This is a genomic window from Vitreimonas sp. (assembly GCF_036392335.1).
Lineage (GTDB): Bacteria > Pseudomonadota > Alphaproteobacteria > Caulobacterales > Aquidulcibacteraceae > Vitreimonas.
In genome coordinates this window covers 1-17,326 of the sequence record NZ_DASVYD010000032.1, presented here as the reverse complement: position 1 = coordinate 17,326, position 17,326 = coordinate 1, and the positions used below count along the sequence as shown (strand labels likewise).

Here is a 17,326-nt window from a genome sequence, read left to right as displayed (position 1 = left end):
ATGATCAAGCAAACACTTATGGCTGCCTGCGTGCTGATGACCGCGCTCGCCCCATCTGCAGCTTCGGCTGGCCGCTTTCCGCGCGGCAACCAAGTCGAAGTGACTCAAGTCGGCAACAATAACGGCGCCGGCGTGGCGCAGAACGGCGCGAACAACAACGCGCAGGTTTCGCAGCGTGGCAATGGTTCGACGGCCGTGATCGTGCAGAACGGCAACAACAACAATGGCTGCATCTATCAGATCGGCAACAATCTCGACACACGGCTCGAGCAAAACGGCAATCAACGCACGACAGTGGTCGAGACAAGCCGCGGCCGCCAGGAGGGCCGCACGGTGATACGCGGCAAGCGCCTCTATTGGTGCGACTAGCATTTCGGTCTAGAGTGCGTGCTGGCGCCCAGCGCGCACTCGCCTTGGCGCTTGTTCCAACAGACGCGGACACGTCCGCGCACAAGGGAGCGCGTCATGAGAGTGAAAGACGCCATGCATGTCGGGGTGAAGTGGGCCGAGCCAGATACGTCAGTCGCCGAGCTTGCCCATATGATGCGGTGCCACGACGTCGGCGCCATACCGATTGGGCAGAATGATCGCCTGATCGGCATCGTCACGGATCGCGATATCATTTGCCGCGGCGTCGCGGACCGCAAAGACCTGTCGGCGCTGAAGGCGCGGGACATCATGACACCCAAAGTCATCTGGTGCTCCGAGGACGAAGAGCTGCTGACGGCGGTGCGGCGCATGGAAGAACGGCGCGTGCGGCGGATGCCGGTGATCAACGCGGATAAACGCATGGTCGGCATTCTGGCGCTGGGCGACATTTCCTCGGCCGCGTCGAAGGCGTTATCCGGGGAAGTGCTGGGGGCGGTCAGCGCGCACCACTAACGCGGCGCGCCGAGTTCACCTTCGATCTTGTCGAGCCCGCCCGGCCGGAGCGCTTGCCATAGCAAACGTGCCGGGTCGGTCGGGCCAGGCAGAGCAACACGACCGTCGGGCGCGCGGCTAAAACCGGCGGGCGCGAAAAACTTCTCCGCGCCGACCAGAACAATGGCGCTGCCACCCACGGCGCGACAAGCGCCGACGCAAGCTTGCACAAGCGCCAGACCCAAGCCGCCCGATTGCGCGGCGGGATCAACCGCGAGCGGCCCGAGAAAATAGACAGGCTGGCCGGCCTCGGCGCGCCAGATGCGGCATACGCCGATCACATCGCCGGCATCGTTCAATGCGATGCGTGACAGGCCCGGCTCGAACACGGCGCCACGCTCGCGCACGCGCTCGCTCGTCTTGGCGAAGCGGCCAGGGCCGAAGGCGCGGTCGAGCACGCGCTCGGCGCCCTCGGCGTGTTCCGGCTTTTCGGCGATGAGCGTGTGGGCCAAAGCGGGTCCTTCAAGAGAGCGCGCCGCATAGGGCCAGCTGACCGGCGCGTCAATCGCGCCATTGCGACTCGGGGCCTGCGGGCGCATGGTCCGCGCCGCTTGGCTTCCCTGCGCATCCCTTCCCTTGATATTTTCCGCCACCGCCTGTTCGCGCAATTCTGGGCGGCGCGCTGGTTCGGGACGTTCGCGATCCAGATTCAAGCCACGGCGATGGGCTGGCAGGTGTATGACTCGGCCCGCGCGCACGGGCAGAACATCGCCGAAGGCGCGTTCACGCTGGGGCTTGTTGGGCTGGCGCAATTTCTGCCGCTGCTCGTGCTCTCGCTGTTCGGCGGGCAGGCGGCGGACCGATACAACCGCCGACTCATCCTCATTATCTGCATGAGCGCGAAAGCGCTCATTCTGCTGTGGCTGATTTTCGCCTCCGGGCTTGGGCCGGACGTGGTGATCCCGGCCGTGTTCGCGGCCGCGATCAGCGCGGGCATGATCAACGCTTTCATGCCGCCGGCGGCGAGCGCGATGTTGCCGATGTTGCTGCCGCGCGAAGAGCTGCCGCAAGGCATCGCCTGGTCCTCGCTGGCGTTCCAATCTTCCCTGATCATGGGGCCTGCTTTTGGCGGCGTGCTTTACGGATTCGGCGTCGCCGTGCCCTACGCGACCGCCTTCGCGCTGCTTGTGGTGGCGACGCTGCTGCTGGTTTTCCTCAAGCCGCCGAAACAGGAGCCGGTTTCCGACGCGCGTACGCTCAGCATGATCGCGGAAGGCCTGCGCTTCGTTTGGAGCAACAAGATCGTGCTCGGCGCGATCTCGCTCGACCTCGTGGTCGTGTTGCTGGCCGGCGCCGTGGCGCTTCTTCCAGTCTTCGCGCGCGACATTCTGCATGCGGGCCCGAGCGAACTCGGCATTTTGCGTTCGGCGATGGGCGTGGGTGCGGCGAGCGTCGCACTTTGGCTGGCCGTGAAGCCGCTGCGGGCGCGCGTTGGCTTTTGGATGTTCGGCGCAACGATCGTGTTTGGATTGGCGACAATCGTGTTCGGTCTATCGCAATGGCTGTGGCTGACCTCGCTGGCTCTGGCGATCGCCGGCGGCGTCGACATGATCTCGGTCTATGTGCGCCAGACTTTGATCCAACTGAACACGCCGGACGCCATGCGCGGGCGCGTCGGCGCGGTGAGCTTCGTGTTTATCTCGGCGTCGAATGAGCTGGGCGATTTCGAGGCCGGCCTGATGGCGCGGATTTTTGGGCCGGTGCTGGCGGTGACGATTGGCGGCGCCGCGGCCGTTGTCGCATCGCTTGGCTGGATGCGGTTGTTTCCTTCGCTAGCGAAAGCGGACGGGTTCGAGCCGGTGGACGAACGAGCAAGCTAGGTCAGCGGTCACCACTGTAGTGCAGCCGATGATCTGTTTGAGCTCGTCGCGCGATTAGCTTGGCAAGAAGCTGCTCCGCCGCTCAAGGCCTGCGGGGGACGGCTCGTCTGCGCCGCCCCCGCCCCGCCCTTGATCCAGCGTTAGAAGTTGAAGCGCAGCCCCGCTTCGATCACCGACGCGCGGTTCTCGACGTCCAGCGACGCGGGGAAAAGATCCACATCGGTTTCGACGTCTTCGGTCGCCCGGTAACGGTACTGGGCGAAAAGCGCCGTATTATCGTTGAAGGCGTATGATGCACCGGCGACAAGCTGATAGGCGAGCACCGTATCGTTATCGTCGACGATGCCGACGCCCGATGGCGAATAATCGACGTTCACAAAGCCTACGCCGAGACCGCCGCCGACATAGGGCGTAAACGCACCGTACTGGGTAAAGTCATAATAGAGGTTGGCCATGAGGAACGTCGTGTCGACCGACCCGCGTCCATCGGCGACAACCTCGCCGACCGTCGCGCCCTGCAGCGGCGCGCCACTGATCAGGACGCCGACATCCTCGTTGTCCAACGGAATGGCGGCGGCTTGAACGTTATTGTGGGTATCGACGTCGTTGCTCTGATAGGCGAGTTCGACTTCACCGCGCAGGCCATTGCCGAAGCGCCGTCCGAGCGCCGCGCTCAGCGTATAGCCGGTGTCGAACTCCGTGGTCCAACCGACAGCGGTGCCGGCGGGCAGCGGCGTATTGTTGGGAATCGTCGTGCCCGTGCCAGTCAGGAAGTCACTGCTGAACGAACCGCTGTTGTCGGAATCGTTCAGGAACACGCCACCGAGGCTGACGGAACCATAATAGTCTTGCGCCGCTGCGGGCGCTGCGGTCAGAGCGACGGCGACGGCGGCTATCTGAAGTGCGAATGGAAGCTTCGGCATGTGAGTTTCCCTTGATGATCGCGCACTCGCGGTGCGGCGCGTTCTGCTGCAAACACCGGCGATACGATGTTTGAACGCCGCCGGATCACAGCATCAGCGTGCGCGAAGCTTGGTGGGCGCCGCTGAACCGTTGCCAGCTCGCGTTCGTATATGCTGCATGAGATGGAATTGGCTGCTTGCGCTCGCGCTGCTCGGAAGCTTGATGATCACCGCTCCAAACGCCCACGCCGTGGAAGAGCCGCGCTGGACGCTTGCATTCCGGGACGGTCCATTCGAGGTTCGCGATTACGCGCGTACAGTGGTTGCGGAGACAAGCGTCGCCGGCGACCGTGGCGCGGCGATCAATCAGGGATTCCGCCGCTTGGCGCGCTATATTTTCGGCGGCAACGAGCCGGCGCGAGAAATTGCCATGACCGCGCCTGTCGCGCAGCAGCCGGCCGGCCAACGCATCACCATGACAGCGCCAGTCGCGCAAACGCCGGCCGACGCGGGCTGGGTCGTCACCTTCTACATGCCCCCGGGTTCGACGCTGCAGAACATGCCAAGACCGCTCGACGATGCGGTTCTCCTGCGGGAGCAGCCGCCGCGGCGCGTCGCGGTGATCCGCTTCAGCGGACTAGCGACGCAGAACAACCTCTCACGTCATGTTGAGGAATTGCGCCGCCGCATCGAGAGCCGCGGCGACGTCGCGCTCGGCCCGGTCGTCTATGCGTTCTACGATCCGCCCTGGACCTTGCCCTGGGCCCGACGCAACGAAGTCATGATCGAGCTGTCAGTCCCGAGATGACGGCAGGCGCCTGAGCGAGGATTGTCGCTCCTTCAAGTATCCGCTGCTCGCGCGCCGCCTATCAACGCTCCCGGCGTGCGTTCAGGCTTCCAGCAAATCCTTCGCCGCTTCCGCAATCGCTTCGGCGGTGATGCCGAAGTGCGCATACACGTCTTTTGCCGGGGCTGAGGCGCCGAATTCGGTCATGCCGATAAAGTCGGAGATGGCGAACATTTCGTACCAGCCCTGCCCGATCGCGGCTTCGCAGCCGATGCGGACTTCGTTGGGATCGCCGAGCACTTCGTCCTGATAATCTTCGTCCTGCAGATCAAACAGTTCGAAGCAGGGCGCCGAGACGACGCGCGTGGGAATGCCTTGCGCTTGCAGAAGCTCGCGCGCTTTGACGGCGAGCGCGACTTCGGTGCCGGTGGCGATCAGCGCCACTTGGCTCTCGCCGCCTTCGGCCGGCAGCAATTCATAGGCGCCGCGCGCGGAGAGATTGGCGCTGGCGTCGTCACGCAGCGCAGGCGTGGCTTGACGAGAAAGCGCGAGCAAGCTCGGGCCATTGTCGCGCAACAGCGCGAGCTGCCAACATTCGGCGGCTTCCACCGCGTCGGCCGGACGGAAGACGAAGAGGTTCGGGATCGCGCGAAGTGCTGCGATCTGCTCGACCGGCTGGTGCGTTGGGCCGTCTTCGCCGACGCCGATGGAATCGTGCGTCATCACATGGATCGCGCGCACGCCCATGAGCGCGGCCAGGCGAATGGCGGGACGCGAGTAGTCGGCGAAGGTGAGGAAGGTGCCGGCGTACGGGATCACGCCGCCATGCAGCGCCATGCCGTTCATCGCGGCCGCCATGGCGTGCTCGCGGATGCCGTAGCGAATGTAGCGGCCGGCGCGATGTTCCGGCGTGAAATCTTCTGTGCCTTTGGCGAGCGTGTTGTTGGACGGCGTGAGATCGGCGGAGCCGCCGATCAGTTCTGGCAGCGCGCCAAACATGGCCTCGATCGCGGCGCCGGATGAAGCGCGCGTGGCCAGCGCCGGCTTCTCGGCGGCGGCTTTGGCGGCGTATTGGGCCAAGGCGTCCAACGCGGCTTCGACATTGTCGCCATCGAAGGCGGCGCGGAACGCGGCTTTGTGGTCGGAGGCCTTGAGGCGCTCGGCCCAAGCGCCACGTTCTTTCACGCCGCGGCTGCCGATCTTCTTCCAGGCGGCGCGGATATTGTCAGGAATTTCGAACGGGCCGCCGCTCCAACCGAGCGCGGCTTTAGTCGCGGCGATTTCTTCAGGCCCCAGCGGTTCGCCGTGCGCCTTGTGCGTGCCGGCTTTCTTCGGCGAGCCGAAACCGATCGTGGTTTTGCAGGCGATCAGCGTGGGTTTGTCGGATTTCACCGCGGCATCGAGCGCGCGGGCGACGTCATCCATGTTGTGGCCGTCGCAGGAGAGCACGTTCCAGCCGCTGGCGGCGAAACGGGCTTTTTGATCAGTGATGTCGGAGAGCGACACCGCGCCGTCGATCGAGATCGCATTGTCGTCCCAGAGCACGGTGAGCTTGTTGAGCTTCTGACGGCCGGCGAGCGCGAGCGCTTCTTGGCTGATCCCTTCCATCAAGCAACCGTCGCCGGCGATCACCCAGGTGCGGTGATTGACGAGCGCGTCGCCGAAGCGCGCGTTGAGATGCGCCTCAGCGATGGCCATGCCGACGGCGTTGGCGAGACCTTGGCCGAGCGGGCCGGTGGTGGTCTCCACGCCTTCGGTGTGGCCGTACTCGGGATGGCCTGGCGTTTTAGAGCCGAGCTGGCGGAAGCGCTTGATCTCATCAAGCGGCATGTCGTCGTAGCCGGTGAGGTGCAGCAGCGCGTAGAGCAGCATGGAACCGTGGCCGGCAGAAAGCACGAAGCGGTCGCGATCCGGCCAGCGCGGGTCGGAGGCGTCGAATTTCAGGAATTGCGAGAAGAGCACGGTGGCGGCGTCGGCCATGCCCATCGGCATGCCGGGGTGGCCGGACTTGGCCTGCTCCACCGCATCCATCGCCAGGGCGCGGATGGCGTTCGCGAGATCCTTCGCGGCGACGCCTTCGATCTGGTCGATTTTGCTCATGGGATTTTCCTTGATGCCTTCCGGGCTCGGGGCTCTTTAGCGTCGATTCGGACACTTTGCTCTGCGCGATCAGTCCGGTATCAGCGCAGAGCCGCCGCGGGAATGCGGCAGCGGAGCAAAACATGCAGATTTTCATCGATAGCGCGGACGCTAAGGAACTGGCGGCGCTGGCAGTGACCGGCCTCGTGGACGGGGTCACGACCAACCCTTCCCTGGTGGCGAAAGCGGGCGGCGATTTCTTCGAGACGCTGAAGGCGATCTGCGCCTCCGTTTCGGGACCGATCAGCGCTGAAGTGGTGGCGCAGGATTACGAAGGCATGCTGGCCGAGGGCCGCAAGCTGCGCACCCTGGCGGACAATATCGTCGTGAAACTGCCCCTTACGCCCGAGGGCCTGCGCGCGTGCAAGACGCTCGAGGACGAAGGCCATCCATGCAACGTGACGCTCTGCTTCTCGGCGGTGCAGGCGTTGCTGGCGGCGAAGGCGGGCGCGACGTTTATCTCGCCGTTCCTGGGCCGGCTCGATGATGGCGGCCAAGACGGCATGCAGTTGATCCGCGAAATCCGCGCCATCTACGACAATTACGATTATCCGACGCTGATCCTAGCGGCTTCGATCCGCACCGCCGCGCACGTGCGCGACGCGGCGCTCGCGGGCGCCGATTGCGCGACCATCCCACCGGCGGTGTTCAAAAGCCTCTACAAGCATCACCTGACGGATTCGGGGCTTGCGGCGTTCCTGAAGGATTGGGCGGCGACGGGGCAGAAGATTCTCTAGCTGCAAACGAAAAGGCCCGGCGCAAGCCGGGCCTTTTGCTGAAACCTTGTGCTGCGCTCAGCGGCCGGCGAGACGCGCGAGGGTGGCGACTTCGTCGGCCGTGGTTTCGCGCATCGCGAGCATTTCGGTGTCGGCTTTCGCCAATTGCGCTTCAATCGCGGCGACATCGAGCGGCTCGATCAACGGCTCGGGCTGCACGAACGCGGACGCAGCAGCGTCGCTCATCGCCAGACCGCCTTGCATCGCGACGGGCGCGACGAGGCCGACAAGCACCATGGCGCCAGCGCCAGCGACGAAGCTGCCGATGACCATGCGCGCAGTGGCTTTGGCTTGCGAAGGCGACATTGTGTGGAAAACTCCCGGACCGAGGCGGTCGCTTAACAAAAGGTTACGCGTGTTGCAATTGCGAACTTAGTGTCTTGGGAGAATTCCTGCCGTGACGGCAGTCACCTTCCTGAACACCCCGACTTCCCATCTCCGTGGGTCGCCGAAACCCTAGCGCACAAACGTGAATTCAAGCCGAATCCAACGCTCATGCGCAGTTGCGCCCGGCGGCGCCTTCGGGTCTAAAGGCCGCCACACCAGCGCCGTTTTGCGGCGCCGCAAACGGACCCACAATGAATAGCGTTACCGCCACTCAGCGACCGCTACGGAAAGCGGTGCTTCCGGTCGCAGGCTTCGGCACGCGGGTGCTCCCCGCGACCAAGGCGATCCCAAAAGAGATGCTTCCCGTGTTTGATCGACCGGCGATCCAATACGTCGTGGACGAAGCCTTGGCCGCCGGCATCGAACACATTGTGTTCGTCACCGGCCGCAACAAGGGGGCGATCGAGGACTATTTCGATCACGCTTATGAACTCGAATTAACACTCGCGCAGAAGAGCAAGCATGCGCTGGTGGACGAGTTAAAGTCGTTTCTGCGCCCGGCCGGCTCGATGAGCTTCGTGCGCCAGCAGGCGGCGCTCGGGCTGGGTCACGCGGTCTGGTGTGCGCGTGACATCGTCGGCGACGAGCCGTTCGCGGTGATGCTGCCCGACATGCTGATGATGGCGAAGCCGTCGTGCCTGGCGCAGATGGTCGAGGCGTACAACAAAGTCGGCGGCAATGTGATCGCGGTGGAGCCCACCGATACGCCAGAGCAATACGGCGTGATCGCGCCAGTGAGCCGCGATGGCCGGCTGATCAAGATGAAGGGCATGGTGGAGAAGCCGAAGCGCGAAGATGCGCCGTCGAACCTCTTCATCAGTGGTCGTTACATCTTGCAGCCGGAAATCTTCGATTTGCTCGCAAGCCAAGGCCCCGGCGCCGGCAACGAAATTCAGCTGACAGATTCGATGGTGCGGCTGATGGAAACGCAAAACTTCCACGCGCTCGAATACGAAGGCCGCACGTATGATTGCGGGGATAAGATCGGCTATTTGCGTGCCAATGCAGCGTTTGCGCTCGCGAGCGAAGAATACGGCGACAAGGCGGCGGCGACCCTGCAAGCGGCGCTGGCGACTGCGCAGCGGAGCTGATGCCGCATCTTTCGGTTTTCGCCACGCGCGAAGCGTTGATGCAGGCCGCAAGCGATCGCTTGGCGCGCGCGCTGCAACGGGGATTGAACACGCGCCATCATGCATGCGCGGCGCTGTCAGGCGGCGCAACGCCTGAGCCCGCCTATGCCCTGCTCGCGCAAGCCAAGCTCGATTGGCCGCGCGTGACGTTTGCATTGGTGGATGAGCGTTTCGTGCATGCGAAGGATGACGCCTCGAACGAGAAGATGTTGCGCCGCGCCCTGGCCCCGGCGCTTGAGGCGGGGGCTAAGCTGATGCCGATGTTCAGCACGGACGGCGCGCCCGCGGAGGTCGCGGCGCGCGCCGACAACCTGTATTCACCGCTTCACATCGATGTCGCGCTGATGGGCATGGGGGGCGACGCGCACACGGCGTCCTGGTTCCCTGGGCATGCGCGCGCGGCGTTCGAGAGCGAGCGCACCGTGATCGCCGTGCACGCGCCACTCGCGGCGGGGAGCGCTGATCGTCTGACGCTGACCAAGCACGCCGTCAGACGCGCGGACGAAGTGCTGGTGCTGATCCACGGCGAGGAGAAGCGCGCCCGCTTAGACGCCGCGCTGGCGGAGGGGGCGGACGCGGCGCCGATCGCGGCCTTGTTCGAGGATCCGGAGAAGCAGCCCGAAGTCCTGTGGGCAGCCTAGCCGACGCCGTATTGCAAATGACACCGGTGTCCGTTATCAAAATCCCTTAAGACCGGCCACAGCCGGCGGGGAGGTTTCGTGACAAGCTCTACGCGCGACATCGCCGGTTCCTTTGTGGCCGCTCGCCAGGAGGCCCGCGCGTTGCCGGACTTCCCCGGGACAATTCCCGCAGATCTGGCAACCTCTTACCGCATCCAAGACGCCGCCATTGAGCTCTGGCCTGATCGGGTCGTGGGCTGGAAGATCGGCAAGGTGCCGCCGCATCTGGTTGAGGCGTTGGGGGAAGAGCGCGTCGCCGGCCCGGTGTTTGCGCATAATTTGTGGATCGCCAACGCAGGCGAAGAGGTCGCCTTTCCGATCTTTGAGAACGGCTTCGCCGCGGTCGAGGCTGAATACGTGTTCCGCATCGGCGTCGATGCGCCGGCCAACAAGACAGACTGGACGCGTGACGAAGTCGCCGCGCTGATTGGGGCGATGCACGTGGGCGTTGAAACGGCGGGTAGCCCCTTGGCCACCATCAATGACCTGGGCTCCACCGTGGTCGCCTCGGATTTCGGCAACAATTTCGGCCTGATCCTTGGACCAGAAGTGGCGAATTGGCGCGCCAAGCTCGAGACGGGTTTGAGCTGCGAGACCTTCATTGAAGGCCAATCCGTCGGAAAGGGCACGGCCAACAAGGATCCGCTCGATGCGCTGATCTTCCTGGCGTCGCATCTCGCCAAGCGCGGCAGACCGTTGAAGGCCGGCCAATACATCACCACCGGCGCCGTCACTGGCGTGCATGACATCCGCGTCGGCCAGCATTCGCGCGTGAGCTTCAACGGCGCGGGCGATATTCTGTGCACCGCCGTGAAGGCTGTCGCGAACGGTCGGAGGCTCTAATGATTTCGCGCCGCACGCTGCTGACCACCGGCGCCGTCACTTTGGCGGGAGGCGCAGGGGTCGCGGTCGCGAATGCGCCGGCCGCGCACACATTGACGGCCGTGGATGTGCACCCAAGCGACTATCCAACGGTTGAGGCCGTACGCTGGATCGGCCAAGAGCTTGAACGCGAGTCGGACGGCCGGATCAATTTCAGGCTCTATCCGTCGGGGCAACTTGGCAACGAGACCGACACGGTAAACCTCGCGCGCTTCGGCGTGCTGGATATCGCGCGCGTCTATCTGGGTGCGGTGAACAACATGTTCCCGGCGACCCAGCCGCTGGCGCTCCCCTACATCTTTCACAACGAAGCGCACATGCGCCGTGTCGTCGATGGCGACATCGGCCGCGAGATTTTGGCGACGTTCGAGCGCCGCGGCCTGATCGGCCTCGCCTTCTACGATTCCGGCATGCGCTCGATGTACAATGCGCGCCGGCCGATCCACACGCCGGAAGATATGCGCGGACTCAAAGTACGCGTGCCGCGCGCCGACATTTTCATGTCGATGCTCGATGCGATGGGCGCGAACGCGACACCGATCCCGTTCGGCGAAGTGTTCACGGGCTTGCAGACGCATTTGATCGACGCGGCGGAAAACAATTGGGCGACGTTCCAATCGACGCGGCAATATGAAGTTGCGCGCTATTGGTCGGAGACGGAGCATTGCTGCGCGCCGGAAGCGTTGCTGCTATCGAAGCAGCGCTTCGACACGTTCTCGGCGCGCGACAAGGAATTGATCCTGGCGAAAGCGCAAGAGTCGGTCGCGGTGATGCGCGGGCTCTGGGACACGAAGCAAGCCACAGCGCGCCAAACCGTGCTCGACGCGGGCGTGCAGGCCAATGAAACAGACAAGGAAGCGTTCCGTCGCGCGGTCGAGCCGATGAAGCGGCGCTATCTCGCGGATAGCGCGATCTCCGGCGTGGTCCGCCGCATCGAGGCGCAAGCATAAGAACGCCGAACGGCGGATTTGGGGAGGGAGTGATGGCGGGATCAAATGCGCTCGCGGGCGCCTTCTCCGCACTGGCCAAGGCGGCAATCGCGATCGCGGCGACATCGCTGTGCGTATTGGTGCTGGTATTGGCGTGGCAAGTGATCGGCCGCTATGCGCTCAATGACTCGCCGGGCTGGACCGAGCCGGTGGCGCTGATCTTGATGAGTGTCGCGGCGTTGTTTGGCGCAGCGGTCGCGGTGCGGCGTGAGAGCCATTTCAATTTTCCGACCTTGGTTGAATCGGCCCCGGCGCCTTTGCGCGTGGCATTGAAAGCGTTGGCGCGGCTGATCGCGCTCGGTTTTGGCGCGGCGCTCGCCTTCTACGGCGGCTATTTGATGCTGGATTCCTGGGACATTCCGATGGCCGGCGCGCCGGCGCCCGAGGGGCTTGCCTATATCGGCGTCTGCTTGGGCGGCGCATTGATCGCGCTCTTCGCGCTCGAACGCCTGATCGCGGGCGATCCTGAGAAGGAACACTAAGCGTCATGGAAATCGCTGTCCTTTTCGGCGTCTTCGCGCTGCTTCTGATCATCGGCGTGCCGGTGGCGTTTTCGATCGCCGCGGCGAGCTTGGCCTGCGTGCTCTATATCGGCCTCGACCCGATCGTGGTTATCCAGCAAGTGGCGTCGGGCTTCGGCAAGGTCTCGTTGCTGGCGATTCCGCTCTTCATCTTCGCAGGCGAATTGATGCTGCGCGGCGGCATTTCGGAGCGCTTGATCTCGCTCGCGTCCTCATTGGTCGGGCATTTGCGCGGCGGCTTGGGGCAAGTGAGCGTTGTCGCGTCGACCTTGTTCGGCGGCGTGTCGGGTTCGGCTTTGGCGGACGTGTCGGCGATCGGCTCGACCATGATCCCGCAAATGGAAAAGCGCGGCTTCGGCAAGGATTACGCGGTCAATGTCACCGTGTCGGCAGCACTCGTCGCGCTGCTGTTGCCGCCTTCGCACAACTTGATTCTGTTCTCCGCCATTGCGGGCGGCGGCGTGTCGATCGCGGATCTATTCGCGGCGGGCATTGTGCCGGCGCTGCTGCTCGCGCTTGGCATCATGGGCGCGGCCTATGTGATGGCGCGCGTGCGCAATTATCCGACGGAGCCGTTTCCAGGCTTCGGCGCCATTGGCGTGCGTTTGATCGCGGCGATTCCGGGCCTGCTGCTTATCTTCGTGATCTTCGGCGGTATTCGCGCCGGCATTTTCACCGCGGTTGAATCCGCCGCGGTCGCTGTGATCTACGCGCTACTGGTGACGCTGCTCGTCTATCGCGGCATGGGCTGGGGCGCGTTTACGGGCGCGGTGGCGCATGCGGCGCGTTCATCGGGCGCGGTGCTATTCGTGATCGGCGCCGCCGGCGCGTTCGGCTGGCTGATGGCGTATCTGCAAATCCCGTCCATGGCGGTCGATGCGCTGCAGGCGATCACGCAGGAAAAGCACCTCGTGCTGCTGCTGATCCTGGTGATCCTGCTGATCCTCGGCACGTTCATGGATTTGGCGCCGATGATCATCATCTGCACGCCGATCTTCCTGCCGGTCGCGCGCGCCTATGGCGTGGAGCCGCTGCATTTTGGCGTCATCCTCGTGCTCGCCGCCGGCATCGGCTTGATGACCCCGCCCGTGGGTTCGGTGTTGTTCGTGGGCGCAGCGATCGGACGCATACCGATCACCGAAGCGCTGAAATCGATCTGGCCGTTCTTCCTGGCCGCGCTGACCGTGCTGCTGCTGGTGACGTTCATACCAGAGCTATCGCTGACGCTGCCGGCGTTGTGGCGGTGAGGCGCTCAGGGCTGGCATGGTGAAGCGGGCGTAAACGACATGCCCTGCGAACCATTCCTTTAGCGATTTGAGATAAGCTCTGGTGTTGGCAGCTTCCATCACCAGGGCTCAGAATGACCGCCGCTTGCGAAGGATGCCGTGGGGGCGCGCTTTTTGAGACGCCCATCACCATGGCGTTTCACCCTATTGTCGATGTCCGATCCAAGCGTGCGTTTGCGTACGAAGCATTGGTGCGCGGGGAAGCGGGTCAAAGCGCTGGCGCGATCCTCGCGGAAGTGTCGGCAGAGAACCGCTACGCCTTCGATCAGAATTGCCGCGTGAAGGCGATTGAGCTTGCCGCGGACCTGGAGCTCGCCGCCGAAGACGCGTTTCTCTCGATCAATTTCCTGCCCAACGCGGTGTACGAACCGCGCGCCTGCATCCGCCTCACGTTAGCGGCTGCGATGCGCACGGGCTTTCCGGTGCAGAAGATCATCTTCGAATTCACCGAAGTCGAGCGCCTGGATTCCGCGCACGTGCTCAATATTCTGCGCAGCTATCGCGCGATGGGATTCAAGACGGCGATCGACGATTTCGGCGCTGGCTATGCCGGACTTGGTCTGCTCTCGGAATTCCAGCCGGACTTCGTGAAGCTCGACATGGACCTCATTCGCGGCATCGAAAAGAGCGCCGTGAAGCGGACCATCGTACGCAATACGCTCACGATGCTAAAGGAATTGGGCGTGACCCCGATTTGCGAAGGCATCGAGACGGTCGGCGAGTACGACGCGCTCCGCGAACTGGGCGTGCATTTGATGCAAGGCTATTTGTTCGCGAAGCCCGGCCTCGCCAGCCTGCCCGCCGCGACTTGGCCGGATGCGGCCCAGGCTTCGCGCGCGACGGCGTGAAGCGCTAAGACTTCACCACTCGGTCCAGCACTTTCAGCACGCTGTCGGCGCCGGCGAGGCGCGATTCCATGCCTGGGCCGAAATGCTTGTCGAGCTTGCCTTCGAGCAAGAGCGTGGCGAGCCCATGCACCATCGACCATGAGGCGAAGATGAGCGCGTGGTCGCGTTCGCCGGTGCGCGCGATGGAGACTTCATCAACGATATTCACGAGCACGTCGAAGGCCGATTTCGCGCACGCTTTGGCGTCTTCATGCTTGTCTTCGCGCACCAGTTCGGAGCGGAACATCAGTTTGAAGTGCGCGGGATTGCTGAGCGCGAATTTCACGTAAGCGCGACCGAGCGCGTGATGGCGGCAGGCGGGATCGTCAAGCCCTTCGGTGGCGGCGAGACACTCGGCGCGTAGTCTTTCGAAGCCTTCGGCGACAATGGCGGCGAGGATGGCTTCACGGTCCGGGAAGTGATGATAGGGCGCCTGGTGGCTGACGCCGGCGCGGCGCGCGACCTCACGCATGCTGAACCCTTCGAGCCCTTCGGCCGTAAGCAAATCCAGACTCGCGTCGAGCAAGGCGCGGCGCGGTTCGACGGTGCGGGGGGCGGGTTTGGTCGCTGCTGTCACGAAAGCATCTTTCGCTAGAGGCTTGACAGTGTCAAGTTTGTACCTGACAGTGTCTAGCACATTCGCCCGAGTTTGATCGACGGTTCCAGATTAAGCTTGTGAATGCTGAATATTGTCAATATGCTTCACCACAAATAGGTGGCCTGTGCAGAAAGCGGCAGTTTTTCAAACCCTTGCATTGGCTGTGAGCGCTTTGGCGCTGGCCTCTTGCGGCGCGGTCGAGTCCGACGCAACGGCCCAGGCCCAGGGGCCTCTGGTTCAAGTGGTCGAAGTCGGCGCGGCCTCCGCCGCCGGCGCGATCCGGGCGAGCGGCTTGGTGGGCTACAAGCGCGAGCCGCAGCTTTCCTTCACGGCGCCGGGCATTGTTGGCGATCTGCTGGTGGATGCCGGCGACACCGTCCGCCGCGGCCAGCGGCTGGCCACGCTGCGGCGCACGAGCGGCGGCGCGAATGTGGATGAAGCGGCGCTGGCCCGCGTCAATGCCGAGCGCGATCTGGCGCGCACGCAAGAACTCTATGAGCGCGGCTTCGTTTCCGAAGCGCGATTGGAAGATGCGCGGCTCGCGGTAGAGCGCGCGCGCGATTCATCGGTGCTTGTGGCGCCGGCCGACGGCGTGATCCTGCGCCGCGCGGCGGAGACGTCGCAAACGGTGAACGCCGGCACGCCGATCCTGGTGTTTGGCGAAACGCGATCAGGCATCGTGGTGCGCGCGCCGGTCGCCTCTTCCGAAGCATCACGCATTCGCGTCGGCGACAACGTGTCGGTGCGTGTAAACGAATTGGGTGCGACGCGCACGGGCCGCGTGGCGCGCGTCGGCGCCAAGGGCAATGATTCAACGGGCGCGTTCGAGGTCGAAGTCGAGATCGCGGACTCGACAGGTTTGCGTTCTGGCATGGTCGCGGAAGTGGAGATCGCGGCGAATCCTGGCGAAGCTGCGACGGCGACCTTGATGGTGCCGACGCTCTCGCTGCTCGATGCGCGCGCCGACCAGGGCATTGTGTTCGTGGTGGACGCGCAAGGCGTGGCGCGCCGGCGCGCGGTGACGACGGCCGGCGTGACGCAAGCCGGCGTCATGGTGATTAGCGGGCTAGAGCCCGGCGATCGCGTGATCTCGGCGGGCGCGGCTTATGTGCGCGACGGCGAGACCGTCCGTATCTCGGCCGGCACATAATACATGCAGGCCATAACCCGCTTCTTCGTTGACCGGTGGCAATTCACCGCGGTGCTGTTTGCGTTGTTGATTGCGCTGGGCTTGGGCGCGATCCAGGCGATCCCGAAATCGGAAGACCCGATCGTTGAGTTTCCGGGGGTCGCGATCGCGGTCGTGCTGCCGGGCGCGGATGCGGAGCAGATGGAACGGCTGGTCGCCGTGCCGATCGAGAACGCGATCAATTCGATCGAAGACATTCAGGATTTGAATTCATCGAGCCGCGCGGGGCTCGCGGTGATCTCAGTGGAGTTCGCCTGGGGCGCGGACCCGCAGGAGAAATTCTCCGAAGTCGTGCGCGAACTGAACGTGGTGCGTCCGACTTTGCCGGAAGGCATCGTTTCGATCACGCCGCGCCGCTTCAATCCGGCGCAGACCAGCATCGTGCAGATTGCTCTGGTCAGCGAAGACGCGTCGTTCCGACAGATGGAGAGCTACGCGAAAGCACTGCGCGATTCCTTGGAACGCGCGCCGGGCGTGCAGCAGGCGCAAGTCTGGGGCGCGCCACCGGCGGAAGTGCGCGTGGCCGCGGATTTGGATCGCTTGGCGGCGTATCGCTTGCCCCTGACGGCGGTGGCCGAAGCGTTGCAGCGCGAAGGCGCGGATACGCCGATTGGCGCGGTCGAAGCGGGCGGGCGGCGCTTCAATCTGCAGGCGTCGGGCTCGTTCAACAGTCTGGATGAAATTCGCGCGGTGCCATTGCGCGCCGAGGGCGGCTCGGTGGTGACGGTTGGCGATGTCGCTGACGTGAATTGGGCTAATGACGAGCGCGCGCACATCACGCGCTATAATGGCCAGCGCGCGATTTTCGTGACGGCGCGTGCGCGGCTGGGCGAGAACATCTTTCCGGTGCTCGACGGCGTGAACAGCCGCATCGATTCCTTCGAGACGACGCTGCCGGACAACATCGTCCTCGAACGCGGCTTCAATCAATCCGAGACCGTGAGCCACCGGTTGGGCAGCCTCGGCCGTGATTTCGGCATCGCCATTTTCCTTGTGCTGCTGACGCTGCTCCCCTTGGGCTTCCGCGCCTCGCTGGTGGTGATGGTGTCGATCCCGCTGTCGCTCTCCATCGGCGTGGTGGTGATGCACGCGATGGGCTATTCGCTGAACCAGCTCTCGATCGCCGGCTTCGTGCTGGCTTTGGGCTTGCTGGTCGATGACTCGATCGTGGTGACCGAAAACATCGCGCGGCGCTTGCGCGAAGGATTGCCGCCGCGCGACGCGGCGATCGCCGGCGTTGAGGAAATCAACATTGCCGTCATCGGCTGTACGGCGACGCTCTTGCTCGCCTTCCTCCCGATCATGGCCCTCCCCGAGGGAGCGGGCGCCTTCGTGCGCTCGCTCCCGCTCGCGGTGGTGGCGACCATCACGGCATCGCTCGTGGTGGCCCTGACAATCATTCCGTTCATGGCCGCACACCTCCTCCCCAAGA

Annotated in this window: 19 protein-coding genes; 14 read left to right on the top strand and 5 right to left on the bottom strand. The window is 64.1% G+C overall.

Features of this window, described 5'->3' with window-relative positions; all coding sequences use genetic code 11:
* A complete protein-coding gene (locus VF769_RS07475) occupies positions 1-369 on the top strand; it encodes a hypothetical protein (protein WP_331007762.1) in 369 nt (122 codons plus the stop codon).
* 96 nt (positions 370-465) lie between these two features.
* Complete coding sequence (locus VF769_RS07470; RefSeq protein WP_331007761.1) at positions 466-882, top strand: CBS domain-containing protein; 417 nt, start codon at positions 466-468, stop codon at positions 880-882.
* On the opposite strand, the gene VF769_RS07465 is transcribed toward VF769_RS07470, so the two are convergent.
* Positions 879-1,373, bottom strand: a complete 495-nt coding sequence (locus VF769_RS07465) for an N-acetyltransferase (RefSeq protein WP_331007760.1) — start codon at positions 1,371-1,373, stop codon at positions 879-881. The two genes, VF769_RS07470 and VF769_RS07465, sit on opposite strands and share 4 nt — an antisense overlap.
* Before the next feature lie 99 nt (positions 1,374-1,472).
* On the opposite strand from VF769_RS07465, the gene VF769_RS07460 reads away from it, so the two are divergent.
* Positions 1,473-2,741, top strand: coding sequence for an MFS transporter (locus VF769_RS07460; RefSeq protein ID WP_331007759.1), 1,269 nt, complete (start codon positions 1,473-1,475; stop codon positions 2,739-2,741).
* Between the two features lie 140 nt (positions 2,742-2,881).
* Here the strand turns inward: VF769_RS07460 and VF769_RS07455 are convergent, their stop codons facing one another.
* Positions 2,882-3,664: an outer membrane protein gene (locus tag VF769_RS07455; protein ID WP_331007758.1), complete on the bottom strand. Its 783-nt coding sequence runs from the start codon at positions 3,662-3,664 to the stop codon at positions 2,882-2,884.
* 157 nt (positions 3,665-3,821) lie between these two features.
* Between VF769_RS07455 and VF769_RS07450 the strand changes: the two genes are divergently transcribed.
* On the top strand, positions 3,822-4,451 hold the full coding sequence (locus tag VF769_RS07450; RefSeq protein ID WP_331007757.1) for a heme-binding protein: 630 nt from the start codon (positions 3,822-3,824) through the stop codon (positions 4,449-4,451).
* Between the two features lie 81 nt (positions 4,452-4,532).
* Here the strand turns inward: VF769_RS07450 and tkt are convergent, their stop codons facing one another.
* A complete protein-coding gene (tkt, locus tag VF769_RS07445; protein WP_331007756.1) occupies positions 4,533-6,530 on the bottom strand; it encodes a transketolase in 1,998 nt (665 codons plus the stop codon).
* Between the two features lie 122 nt (positions 6,531-6,652).
* On the opposite strand from tkt, the gene fsa reads away from it, so the two are divergent.
* Positions 6,653-7,306: a fructose-6-phosphate aldolase gene (gene fsa / locus VF769_RS07440; RefSeq protein ID WP_331007755.1), complete on the top strand. Its 654-nt coding sequence runs from the start codon at positions 6,653-6,655 to the stop codon at positions 7,304-7,306.
* A 57-nt stretch (positions 7,307-7,363) separates the two neighbouring features.
* On the opposite strand, the gene VF769_RS07435 is transcribed toward fsa, so the two are convergent.
* Entirely contained in the window at positions 7,364-7,651 is a 288-nt protein-coding gene (locus VF769_RS07435; protein ID WP_331007754.1) for a hypothetical protein, read from the bottom strand.
* A 272-nt stretch (positions 7,652-7,923) separates the two neighbouring features.
* Between VF769_RS07435 and galU the strand changes: the two genes are divergently transcribed.
* From galU to VF769_RS07400, 7 genes are all read left to right on the top strand, one after another.
* Positions 7,924-8,823 carry a UTP--glucose-1-phosphate uridylyltransferase GalU gene (gene galU, locus VF769_RS07430; RefSeq protein WP_331007753.1) on the top strand — a complete coding sequence of 300 codons (900 nt, stop codon included), beginning with the start codon at positions 7,924-7,926 and terminating at the stop codon, positions 8,821-8,823.
* A complete protein-coding gene (gene pgl, locus VF769_RS07425) occupies positions 8,823-9,503 on the top strand; it encodes a 6-phosphogluconolactonase (RefSeq protein WP_331007752.1) in 681 nt (226 codons plus the stop codon). The genes galU and pgl overlap by 1 nt, the downstream gene beginning before the upstream one ends.
* Positions 9,504-9,581: 78 nt before the next feature.
* Complete coding sequence (locus VF769_RS07420) at positions 9,582-10,385, top strand: hypothetical protein (RefSeq protein ID WP_331007751.1); 804 nt, start codon at positions 9,582-9,584, stop codon at positions 10,383-10,385.
* Positions 10,385-11,374, top strand: a complete 990-nt coding sequence (locus tag VF769_RS07415; protein WP_331007750.1) for a TRAP transporter substrate-binding protein — start codon at positions 10,385-10,387, stop codon at positions 11,372-11,374. Before VF769_RS07420 ends, VF769_RS07415 begins: the two co-directional genes overlap by 1 nt.
* A gap of 32 nt (positions 11,375-11,406) precedes the next feature.
* Complete coding sequence (locus VF769_RS07410; protein WP_331007749.1) at positions 11,407-11,895, top strand: TRAP transporter small permease; 489 nt, start codon at positions 11,407-11,409, stop codon at positions 11,893-11,895.
* Between the two features lie 5 nt (positions 11,896-11,900).
* Positions 11,901-13,181, top strand: a complete 1,281-nt coding sequence (locus VF769_RS07405) for a TRAP transporter large permease (RefSeq protein WP_331007748.1) — start codon at positions 11,901-11,903, stop codon at positions 13,179-13,181.
* Between the two features lie 113 nt (positions 13,182-13,294).
* Entirely contained in the window at positions 13,295-14,068 is a 774-nt protein-coding gene (locus VF769_RS07400; RefSeq protein WP_349258113.1) for an EAL domain-containing protein, read from the top strand.
* Between the two features lie 4 nt (positions 14,069-14,072).
* On the opposite strand, the gene VF769_RS07395 is transcribed toward VF769_RS07400, so the two are convergent.
* A complete protein-coding gene (locus VF769_RS07395; RefSeq protein ID WP_331007746.1) occupies positions 14,073-14,684 on the bottom strand; it encodes a TetR/AcrR family transcriptional regulator in 612 nt (203 codons plus the stop codon).
* A gap of 184 nt (positions 14,685-14,868) precedes the next feature.
* Here VF769_RS07395 and VF769_RS07390 point away from each other — a divergent pair, with 184 nt between their 5' ends.
* A complete protein-coding gene (locus tag VF769_RS07390; RefSeq protein ID WP_331007745.1) occupies positions 14,869-15,855 on the top strand; it encodes an efflux RND transporter periplasmic adaptor subunit in 987 nt (328 codons plus the stop codon).
* A gap of 3 nt (positions 15,856-15,858) precedes the next feature.
* Positions 15,859-17,326 (top strand): efflux RND transporter permease subunit (locus VF769_RS07385; RefSeq protein WP_331007744.1); only part of this gene is annotated, 1,468 nt, incomplete at its 3' end.